A 10,471-nucleotide genomic window follows, 5' to 3' on the forward strand; every position below is an offset into this window, starting at 1 on the left:
TACTTAATTTTGTAACGCTCACAATATCTATTTTGACAACGGCGAATTTTCAACAGTAGTTCCATCACCCCTTTAAGAGTTCTCACACATCGCAGATTGTTATACTCATTCCACATGGGTTTGCCGCAACTGGGACAATTCTGTTGCAAGCATTCTAGTACTTCAGATGATGTCGCTTTTGGTTGAGGGCTTTTTCTTGCCATTCATGCACCACATATTCTCTGTGTTCCCTAGTTTACTTGAATATCTGACCCTCTCTAGTAAACTTTGCCGTCCTAGTTTTTTTTAAATTCTGATTCTGCTTCTTGGGTGTGTTTGATGCCTACTGCTCGCGGTACTTTTAACTTCGCAATCAGATTGATAACGCACTGTATCGTGTACTACTTTATATGAAGCGTCTAGCCCCTCTACCGCTTTTAACCATGTTCGGATTTCTTCATAACTTTTGAATCCTTAATAGTATTAGACATTCGTCTAATCTTTTGTCCATACCCCCTAATAATGGAGATGGAAGTAATAATCAAGGAGGTATGGACACAGATGAAAGTCCCAGGAATAGGTGGCATCAATAAGTTAAATATTATACTCATTCAATTGCTCAGAAGCTAGAAGACGGGGTAGAAGTGGTTAAAGAAATACTCAGTACGCTGACGAATGATGAACGCTGGGGAGTGATGGTGGAGATGGAAGAGAATCAACCGCAGATATTTTGTCAATTGCTGGCTGTGGCTCCCGATTGGGTGCAGTGGATGGGGTGAGTTGTTAAGTTTTGAGGTGATTGCACTCAGTTATGGTTTTATCATATCATTTGGACTATGCCAAGCCTGATAAAACGCCTCATACGTCATATTTTCAGCACAGTACCACATCAATTTGTAATAGTCCCGATAGGATTCCAATTCGTATTCGGGCACTGTATTAGCAAAACAATCTTTAAGGTAAGTAATTGCTTTTGCTAATTGTTCATCAATTAGAATTTCTTTTAAATTATCTACTGTACGTTTTCGTAAAAATATATTTTGGGTTGATTTAGCTAATCGCAGTAAGGTTGTAAATGCAATAGTATTTCCTGTATCAAATTGGGCTAATTTATAAGCTCTACGTCTTTTAGTCTCTTCATCCTCACATGAGGAGATGCCATTGATTAAGGCTGTGATTTTTTCAGGTAAAAGGGATAAAGATAATTTATTTTTTAGTATTTGTTTACCTTGCCGTTTATTTATAATTTCTTCACCGCGTAAAGTTGCTAAATTCTCTTCTGCTTGGCGACGCTGAGATAAATCTGTGGCGGCTGTAGCAATTTTTTCTAACGTAGAAATAGCGATCGCATTTTCTGGAGCAATTTTGCCTAAACTATAAGCAGCCTTGCGGCAAATAGATTCATTGTTAGTAGTATCAATAATTTGCACCAATGCAGTAATTGCTGTTTGATTTACTGTATCAACTCTGCCTAGACTATAAGCAGCTTGCCAACGGATAGTTTCATGACGAACTATTTTAACCAGATTTTCTAGAGAGGCAATTGCAATCCTATTACCAGGGTCAAAAATCTTACCTAAACTATAGGCTGCATTCCAACTATCAAATTCATTTTGACAAGAAGTAATAAATTGTTCTAAGCAGGCGATCGCTTGAGTGCGATCGGTTTTGAGTAAAGCTACCCGCGCACCTTCTACAATTGGCGATGGATATCTGCACCATTTCTGTTTTTGCTGATGAAAGTATCCGAAACGCCACTTAATTAACTGCTGAATAATATCTTCAGCTTGTTGACAATTGGGAAATTCAGCAATTCCTTGTGCTGCCAAAAAATAGGCTTGATAATTATAAAATCCTCCACATCCATCCTGAAATTGAGTGAGTGCTTGAATAAACTCTTCTTTGTCTATTGGTAGTACATCATCCCTACCCAGCCATAGTAATATTACCTCTCGCCACTGCGGTGCAAAAATCCGGTAACTGTTTTCATAATCGCCTGTATCTGTTGATATAAAAAAGTGCCAATCTGTAATATACTGAGCCGCAAAATGTTCCTGAAATGTTGGATGGTAAAAAGCATAAACTTTTTCACCTGGAGTTTCCGAAATTCCCACCTGATTTAGCCAACCTAGCTGGAGTGCTAATTGAAATAAGCCATCATCGGGAGCGCCTAAAAATTGACACACAAAACGATGTCTTAGACGGAACTTTGTTTGTTCTTGAGCAATAGCCAAAAGTGCTAATTTTCCTAAAGCTTGATTTAACTGCTGCCTCTGGGTTGAAGTCGTAGGAAAACGGTCTTGTTTCCACTCATAAATTGCTTCTACAAACTGCTGATAAAGCATTACTTTACTATTAGGTAACTCTCCTTGAGTTATGCCCCATATATGGCATAACAAAGCCAAGCGTAAGGGATTTTTTACCGTATCTTTGATGCGTCGTCTTTGGAGTTGGTTTAATTCATGTCGTAGCTTTCCTCCTAAAACTGGGTTGTGCTGAAACCATCGACAAATAAATTGCCCTACCCGATCCAGTGTGTGATCCTCACCGTAAGTAAAATGTAAATTGCAGTAAGTGTCGAAATTTTCTAAAGCATTCTTTCCTGCATCCCAAACATTTAGCCGAGATGTCAGAATAACTGTTGCATCACCTACCCAACCTTTCAAACAATTAGCAATTTTCGCCAAAGCACTAGTAGATTCAATTGCCATTTCATCTACTGCATCTAAGAGTAACCAAACTTTTCCTTGGTTGAACTGTTCGCAGAATGCGTCTTCGATTTCTGCTGGAACCCTGAGTTTACGAATAGCTGAAGGTAGCCAGTCTTGAATTAGATATTGTTCTAGAGTTTTACCTTGTAAATCTGCTAGGGAAATCCAAATGGGTAAATCTGCGGTATTTTCTAATACCCAAATAGCAATTCTCTGCAATAAAGTAGTTTTACCTGCGCCTGGTTCACCAACAATTGCAATTCTTTGACTTTGCCTTTTTCCTAGCACCTGTTGCAAAAATTCATTATGGTCAAAAGTTTGCGTAACATCCACATCCTCTGGTTCATATAAGCGCGAACCCTCAAGAGGAGTTACATCATCACGATGACGTTGACGCTGTTTTCGCTGCACTAAGCCCAAAGGTACGTAAACCTGATTCAGTTCAAAAGTGATACCATCGCCGCTGGTGAGGGAGTTTGTTGTTAAACGGTTATTTAGATTAGCGCGGCATAGTTCTTGCCAGTTAGGATAGGGAGTGGGGGACGTTGGGGGAGAATTTTTATCTGTTGTCTCCTTGTCTCCTTTTTTTGTTGTTACTTCCTTGGACTTCTCTGGGCGGCGGCTTTCCCACTCGAAATCAAATTTTTGAATATTGGCTGCTGTGTCTTGGCGTTTGTACCAGAGATTCAAGGTAAAGTGCCAAGTTTCTGAACCGCCGCGAGATGGGCGATTATCTTCTAAAATTTCTAAGAAATCTGCAAACCGTTTTAAGGCTTCTTTGATTTGCTCAGATGTTAATTGACTTGATGTTAAGCCTGTTAACGCTTGCAAAAATCTCACTTTAGTTCTGACAACTAAACGAGTTTCACTTTGCCAGCGAGTTTGAATCTCAGGACGCAGGGCATCTAAAGCTGCTTCATCACACAAGAGTGCATCATTAGCATAAGCTAATAGCACCTCTAATAAATGCCGCGATCGCTTTTTTGCCTCTGGGCCATAACTCGCTCTTGCCATTTTCCTAATTGCCTGAACAAAGTTCGGGGATTCCCCCAAGTTTAGCAACTTCCCCTAACTATCTAAACTTTATTTCACAAGCATTTCCGGTTGCACATTTACAGTTAGCTTAGGGGAAATTCCCTGGAATATTCTGATTTTATAGATTCAATCAACTAAAGCAGATAACTCAGTATTTACAGGAGATTGCAAGTGAATGAGGTACAAATTTGAAGACCAAAGCTCTATAATACGAGGCTTTCAAAGCTGTTCCCCGTTTCCTGTTGCCTGTTCCCTGCTGTATTTAGATATTTCTTCACCTATATGTTAAAACTAACCTACACCGAAAACAGCTTGAGTTTAGATTATCTCAATGTCCCTTTAGAAAATTGGGTAAGTACAAGAGTGAGTTTGGCTTTAAGCACTGGCGCATATATTTATATGGAACCTAGCACGGCTGCTTTTCTATTACCTATCGAATCATTAGCTGTTTTAGAAAAACTGGCTGAAGAAAATTTGATAGAGTTTTGCCTTTGCGATAGTTCATGGTTGGAAGTCACTCTCCAAGGTATTTGGATAACATCAACTCCCAAGAGTGAAACAGGTGTTTTTATCACCGCTTTGAGTCCCTCTGCGGAATTATTATTCCAGCAATTATCCCAAAGTCAACAACTCTGTCACGCTTAAAGTAATTTAGTCTTGCTGTTCGCGGGACTTTGGTATGATTTCCGAACCCAGTATCTGTAACTGTCCCAGTTAGTCGTGCCGCCTTTCCCCGAACAGCACCCAACAATATTGAAACGCAAAGGAGCGCGGAGGTAAGCGCAGAGGTACGCAGAGAATTTACTGTTCGCGGGACTTTAGTATAACTTCCGTTCCAACTTGCTAAGTTGTCTAACTTCGTTGTACTGTTCTTTCCCCGGACTCTCTGTGCACCTCTAAGTGAGTAAATATTATGACCAATAAAAATACTAATCGTATCGAACAAATAGCGCGAGAAGACTTAGTAATGTTCATTAATGCTTGTCTCGCCTGCACTGGACAAAAAGAATTTTATGATGACGCTTACGGTCAACGAGTATCAATTGACTTTTTACATGATTATATTCTGGGTAATTACCGCTTACTTTATGCCCGGACTTTAGCAGCAGGGATCAATCACTTCAACCAAGCCGAAATCATCTTAAAATTACTGGCGACAGGAAAAGACACGCGCCCAGAACATCGCCAAGAAGAAGGCGCACTAATTGCTTATGCGCTGAATGCTTTACCGCCACAACGAGCTTGGGGAGTATTACAACAGTTACGACAACGCAAAATTAATAATAGACGTAGTAGAGCGATCGCCCGCGATTATTTAAGTATGCGGCGTGATATGAGTTTTGATGCTGTTAAGTATCGCGCTAAAGTACGAGCGATCGCTACTCACGCACACCTCAAACTGCAAGGCGAATTGGGTATTTTCCTGTTCCGTAACTGGAAGCAAAATTCTTACTCAACCCAGTTATTTGAACAGTTTCGCCAAGCCCACTACAGCGCCGAAGCCATTTACAATTTACCTTTCACCATCGCCGAAGGATTTGCAGTTAAACACAAAGTTCCCCGTGATGTGTTCTTATCTCGTATTCAACAGCAAATGACTTTAGGCGAAAAGTTGCGTTTGCAAGGCGCGGCGGAACGTACAGAAACTGATATAAATGTAGATTTTGGTCGTCTTCCCTTAACTAAACTGGCGTTGTATATCCTTTCCTTGCCTTGGGAAACACGACAACACCAACGAGACATTTTACACCAAGCCTTAGAGCGATCAGCACGTTTGGCATTAAAAAAAGCACCTCTCAAATTAGGAAAAGTTGCAGCCGTCTTAGATTGCAGCTACTCTAGTTCTGGCTCTAGTGAAAAGCGTCGTCGCCCCTTGGGTGTAGCTATGGCTACTCACTACTTACTACAAGCCGCAGCTAGAGAATACCAAGCTTTCTGGACAGTACCCGTAGAAGATTCATTACAAGTAACTGCCCGTGGACAGACTGATTTAGCAACACCATTGTTAGCAGCTTTGGAATCAAGAGCCGATTTAGTAGTAATTATCTCCGATGGTTGCGAAAACGATCCGCCCAATGGAGCAGCCGAAGTCCTGCGCGTCTATCGTAACAAATTAGACCCCTGTCGGCGAACTTCTATTATTCATTGCAACCCTGTATTTAATTCTGACGACTTTTCCTTACGCACCCTCAGCCAATTTGTCCCGACTGTTGGGCTAAGAGATGCAGAAGATTTACCAACTATGCTTAACTTTGCTCGTTTTGCCGAAGGTTCTGCACCCTTATCAGAACTAGAAACATATTTAGCAGAACGAGTACAGCAGTTAATTACAAATTAATTTAGTTATGGCAAAAACAAAAAGTTTATTAACAGATATATCTTTGAAAGGATTGGAGATTGCACCTTCCCAAATCCGGGGTGCAGTGCGTATTGTGCCATTACTGCGGCGACAAGTGCGTGGTGATTTGCGTTTGCTGCGTCGTTCATACAATGAAGATATTGCGGTTGTTTCCCTGGAGGGTAAAATAACCGAACCGGGCATGAAATATTTTTCTTATGTGCCTCATGGCTTAGTCATGTCTTGGAGTGATGATGGTAGTCCAGTAGCCAGTTTTGGCGGACAGATGCTCAAACCTGATGGTAAAAGTTTTAACTCTTGTTGTGCAAGTGTGCGGTTAATGCAGCGTATGGCCAAGCGAGAATCAAAGAATCAATTGAGATTTTTACCTTTGCATCTAGCAATGGAAGGTTTTTTATCGCTGTTTTTCTCAGGGCCAGATATTGCTTGGAGTGAATATTCTAAATATGCTCTGTCTCACGGACTGGGTTCGCGTTACGAATATTCTTTTAGCGGACGTTACATTGCAGGCTTGGAAGACGCTTTGCGAGTGTTTGAAATTCACGAAAGACAAGTTGGCGTATTAGTATTTGTTGCTGAAGCTTTAGCCTCTGCTTTTGTAGTTCCTACTCCAGAAGATTACCGCGCTTTGCATACCAGCCTTTTAGAAGACTTTTACGGTGAACTGATTTATCAGTATAGTTTCATGTACGATACAACCTGCCCAATGGTTGTAGCTGTGGATGATGCTCAAATTAATAGTTTGACAGATTTAAAAACAGCGATCGCTCTTATGCGCTCGGATTGGGCTTCTTTTCAAGGATTTATGGCTGGAGGATTATTACAGCGTCAACTCCATTCCCAGAGAGTGTATACTGCTGGACCATTCCAAATGCAACGGTTTATCACTAGCCTGCAACCTAAAGAAGAAAACCATATTGGTGAGGCGATTGTACGTGATAACGGAGAATTAGAGTACCTCAAAACTTACCGTTTATCAGCCACCCAAACCCGTCGAGTATATTTACTCAGCCAACTAGCCAAATATAACTGGAATATTGATGCTACAGCCAAAGCATTAGGACATACTCATGATGAACTAGTTTCTCGCCTCGAAGCTTCCGGCTTTGGCTATCTACTGAATCAACAAGTACGTGATGCAGCACGAAAAAAAGTGAAAAAATCCCCATCATATCAAAGAAAAAATTCTCCAAAAAAATGAGATGAACCGATGATTGAAGTATTGGGGGATTGCTGATGGGGAGCCTTACTGGAATGGGTATTTGGGGCAGTGGCTCTTCTTTGGGTTAACTTTGCCACGGGATCTCACCAAAGCACCAATAGCACAGAGAAGTAGAAAAATACCAACTGCGATCGCAGCTAGTTCCAATTCTGGGGGAAGGGGCGATCGCCAGGGCTACAGGCACAACCAAGCTGTTATTTGATATACCTTCTACAAAGTTTAAGAACATAAGGAACGCTGATTGTCAAAAGATGTGAATAAAACAAAAACAGAATAAATAACTGACAAAATTCCCGCCTTGAAAAATGACACAGCAAACCCAAATATTAGAAAATCTGCTTTCTCTTCAGTTATTGAGAGTGAAAACTTGGCACAATAACTATAGACTACGCACTAATGACTAATGACTATGAACCAAAAAGATGTAGTTGTAATTGGTAGTGGTATAGGGGGGTTGAGTTGTGCTGCTGTTTTGGCGCGATATGGCTTTGATGTGACTGTTTGTGAGAGTCATACAATTGCTGGTGGAGCGGCGCACAGTTTTGAACGTCAAGGATTTAAGTTTGATAGTGGCCCTTCTCTTTATTCTGGGTTGTCTTACACTCCTTCGGTTAACCCTTTACGACAAGTGCTAGATGTAATTGGTGTGGATTTGCCATGTGTTACTTACGATACTTGGGGTTGTCGGCTACCAGAAGGTGATTTTGATACATCTGTGGGTGCAGAACAGTTTTGTGAAGTGCTGGCAAGGCTGCGAGGTGAAGATGCAGTGTCCCAATGGCGACGCTTGCAAGCGGTGATGACACCACTAACCGCAGCGGCGATCGCTCTCCCTGCATCTGCATTACGTTTAGATGTAGGTGCAGCTTTGACTATCAGTAAATTTGCTCCATCGTTAGCTAAACATACTGCCAATATTCTTAAGTTAACAGGGTCTTTTGACCGGATCATGAATGGTGTTGTCCATGACCCCTTTATTATTAACTGGTTGAACTTGTTGTGTTTTCTCCTCTCTGGACTACCAGCGTCAGAAACTAACGCCGCCGAAGTCGCATTTATGTTTGCGGAGTGGTACAAACCAGGAGTAGCGTTAGATTACCCTGTTGGTGGGAGCGGTGCTTTAGTCAATGCACTGGTGCAAGGGTTAGAAAAACATGGCGGGAAATTAATGTTAGGCTCTCATGTTGAGCAAGTTTTGGTACAAGGTAAACGGGCGGTAGGTGTCAAACTGCGAAATGGGGAAGAAATTCGGGCGCGGCGAGCAGTTGTTTCTAATGCTTCGGTATGGGATACGTTAAAATTATTACCAGAAGGAGCAGTACCAAAAAAATTCCGTAGCCAACGCCAAGCCATACCAGAGTGTGATAGTTTTATGCACTTGCATCTTGGTATTGATGCTCAAGGTTTACCAGCAGATTTAGCTTGTCATTATATTGTGGTTAATGATTGGCAATTGGGCATTACTGCACCGCAAAATGTTGTGGTGGTATCAATACCCTCAATTCTTGACCCATCCCTTGCACCCCCAAGTAAACACGTAATTCACGTTTACACTCCCGGTAATGAACCCTACGCACTTTGGCAAGGGCTAGATAGGAGAAGCCAGGAATATGAGCAACAAAAGCGATCGCGCGCCGAGGTGATGTGGCAAGCTTTAGAACGAATCATTAGCGATATCCGCACCCGTTGCGAAATCACTCTGGTTGGTACACCCCTCACCCACGAACGTTTTTTACGCCGCCATCATGGTTCCTATGGCCCAGCAATTTCTGCCGCTAAAGGTTTATTTCCTGGTCACGGGACACCTTTAGCGGGGTTGATGTGCTGCGGTGACTCCACATTCCCCGGCATCGGTTTACCCGCCGTCGTCGCTAGTGGAATGATTGTTGCTAATAGCCTGGCTCCTTTGAGTAAGCATTTAGCTATGTTGGAGGAGATAAGTTAAGCACAAGACTGGCTTTTAATCATTAGCCCTCGGACAAGTTATCGACGGAGTAGCCGTGCCATCAATTACCTTTGGTATAATCACCATCACTTCCAAAGCTAGGTTCGTAGGAATTCCCCTTGCTTCTAACCGCTTCAACTCCAGAAAGTCACTGCCTGCTGCCAATCCATCCAAATATTCCTCTACACTTACTCCTAAGTTTTCAATCTTCGACATAGGTATAATTGGTTTTTTGTTTGATTTCTATATTCAAGCATCTATTACGTAGCTATCTCACAGATGGATCATGTCAAAGTGCGACGGACTGAGCAACAGCTACTGAGCAACAGCTACAGCCTGAAATTTCCTCTCTACGAGACGCTCTTCGCGAACGCTTGAAAAAGCAGGACTTACGCAACTGGCACAGCGCGATCACTATTTAATAGTATTTATGTACTATAGAAAAGCGGCCTACTCAGAAAGCATTGCGGAAATTAGTAACAGTAATCAACTGTGTTAAGTATTCTTCAAATCATGAGAAAATTAGTTGAGGATGCATAAAATAAATCCTGGAATTTATGAGATTTACTAAACTTAACTATTGCCAGTACTTGTTAAGTAGTCAGATTAATTATACTCTTACAAATTTGGCAGAGCATTTAGAGCAGATTAGTCATGATAAAATTAATCGCTATCTCAAAAATGAAAAGCTAACGCCAAGGTTGCTTTGGGATAATGTTAAGGATATCATCCAAGTGAGTGAGAACGCATATCTAGTTTTTGATGACATAGTAATTGATAAACGATATGCCATAGAAATAGAAATACGATTACGACAATATAGCGGTAATGAGCATAGAGTTATCCAAGGAATTGAACTAATAAATTGTATATATGTTAATCATGAACTCGGAAAATTTTGGGTAGTTGACTATCGTGTTTATGACCCAGACAGAGATGGAAAAACAAAGATAGTTCATGTGACGGAGATGTTGCAAAACCTTGTGTATCATAAGAATTTACCATTTCAAACCGTGTTGATTGACACTTGGTATGCGACAAATAAATTGATGTTATATATTGATGGGTTAGGAAAATATTATTATTGCCCTCTGAAGCGTAATCGACTTGTTGATGATACGGAAAAGCAAGAAGATTATAAAAAAATTGAATTGTTATCTTGGGATAAGTAGGTCAACCTAATTAAACATAAAACGTTTAGCTTGGTACTGACCTTGCAC

The 10,471-nt window shown here is 41.2% G+C and carries 9 protein-coding genes and 1 pseudogene; 7 read left to right on the forward strand and 3 right to left on the reverse strand.

The window, feature by feature from the left end; translation table 11 throughout:
* The coding region (locus tag RMY27_RS34900) for a hypothetical protein (RefSeq protein WP_322669368.1) at positions 1–203 on the reverse strand (203 nt) is incomplete at its 3' end.
* 420 nt (positions 204–623) lie between these two features.
* Here RMY27_RS34900 and RMY27_RS34905 point away from each other — a divergent pair.
* Positions 624–758, forward strand: coding sequence for a hypothetical protein (locus RMY27_RS34905; protein ID WP_322669369.1), 135 nt, complete (start codon positions 624–626; stop codon positions 756–758).
* Positions 759–788: 30 nt separating this feature from the next.
* On the opposite strand, the gene RMY27_RS34910 is transcribed toward RMY27_RS34905, so the two are convergent.
* Complete coding sequence (locus RMY27_RS34910; protein WP_322669370.1) at positions 789–3,704, reverse strand: HEAT repeat domain-containing protein; 2,916 nt, start codon at positions 3,702–3,704, stop codon at positions 789–791.
* Between the two features lie 303 nt (positions 3,705–4,007).
* Here RMY27_RS34910 and RMY27_RS34915 point away from each other — a divergent pair, with 303 nt between their 5' ends.
* From RMY27_RS34915 to RMY27_RS34935, 5 genes are all read left to right on the forward strand, one after another.
* The gene (locus RMY27_RS34915; RefSeq protein WP_322669371.1) at positions 4,008–4,370 is read left to right on the forward strand and encodes an alr0857 family protein; all 363 of its coding nucleotides are present in this window, start codon (positions 4,008–4,010) and stop codon (positions 4,368–4,370) included.
* Between the two features lie 268 nt (positions 4,371–4,638).
* Positions 4,639–6,063 carry a hypothetical protein gene (locus tag RMY27_RS34920; RefSeq protein WP_322669372.1) on the forward strand — a complete coding sequence of 475 codons (1,425 nt, stop codon included), beginning with the start codon at positions 4,639–4,641 and terminating at the stop codon, positions 6,061–6,063.
* Positions 6,064–6,070: 7 nt separating this feature from the next.
* A complete protein-coding gene (locus RMY27_RS34925; protein WP_322669373.1) occupies positions 6,071–7,285 on the forward strand; it encodes an ARPP-2 domain-containing protein in 1,215 nt (404 codons plus the stop codon).
* 13 nt (positions 7,286–7,298) lie between these two features.
* Positions 7,299–7,508 (forward strand): hypothetical protein, encoded by a 210-nt coding sequence (locus RMY27_RS34930; RefSeq protein WP_322669374.1) that lies wholly within the window; start codon positions 7,299–7,301, stop codon positions 7,506–7,508.
* Positions 7,509–7,715: 207 nt separating this feature from the next.
* A complete protein-coding gene (locus RMY27_RS34935) occupies positions 7,716–9,251 on the forward strand; it encodes an NAD(P)/FAD-dependent oxidoreductase (protein WP_322669376.1) in 1,536 nt (511 codons plus the stop codon).
* A gap of 15 nt (positions 9,252–9,266) precedes the next feature.
* Here the strand turns inward: RMY27_RS34935 and RMY27_RS34940 are convergent, their stop codons facing one another.
* Positions 9,267–9,467 carry a hypothetical protein gene (locus RMY27_RS34940; protein WP_322669375.1) on the reverse strand — a complete coding sequence of 67 codons (201 nt, stop codon included), beginning with the start codon at positions 9,465–9,467 and terminating at the stop codon, positions 9,267–9,269.
* Positions 9,468–9,808: 341 nt separating this feature from the next.
* Here RMY27_RS34940 and RMY27_RS34945 point away from each other — a divergent pair.
* Positions 9,809–10,414, forward strand: a pseudogene (locus tag RMY27_RS34945) (transposase); the annotation flags it as partial.
* Between the last annotated feature and the right edge of the window lie 57 nt (positions 10,415–10,471).

The organism is Nostoc sp. DedQUE09 (genome assembly GCF_034530915.1).
In the GTDB taxonomy this organism is placed as follows: domain Bacteria; phylum Cyanobacteriota; class Cyanobacteriia; order Cyanobacteriales; family Nostocaceae; genus Nostoc.

Excerpts from the sequence above, each read along its gene's own strand:
- RMY27_RS34910 (WP_322669370.1), bottom strand. The coding sequence starts at position 3,704 with ATGGCAAGAGCGAGTTATGGCCCAGAGGCAAAAAAGCGATCGCGGCAT.
- RMY27_RS34915 (WP_322669371.1), top strand. The coding sequence starts at position 4,008 with ATGTTAAAACTAACCTACACCGAAAACAGCTTGAGTTTAGATTATCTC.
- RMY27_RS34920 (WP_322669372.1), top strand. The coding sequence starts at position 4,639 with ATGACCAATAAAAATACTAATCGTATCGAACAAATAGCGCGAGAAGAC.
- RMY27_RS34925 (WP_322669373.1), top strand. The coding sequence starts at position 6,071 with ATGGCAAAAACAAAAAGTTTATTAACAGATATATCTTTGAAAGGATTG.
- RMY27_RS34935 (WP_322669376.1), top strand. The coding sequence starts at position 7,716 with ATGAACCAAAAAGATGTAGTTGTAATTGGTAGTGGTATAGGGGGGTTG.
- RMY27_RS34940 (WP_322669375.1), bottom strand. The coding sequence starts at position 9,467 with ATGTCGAAGATTGAAAACTTAGGAGTAAGTGTAGAGGAATATTTGGAT.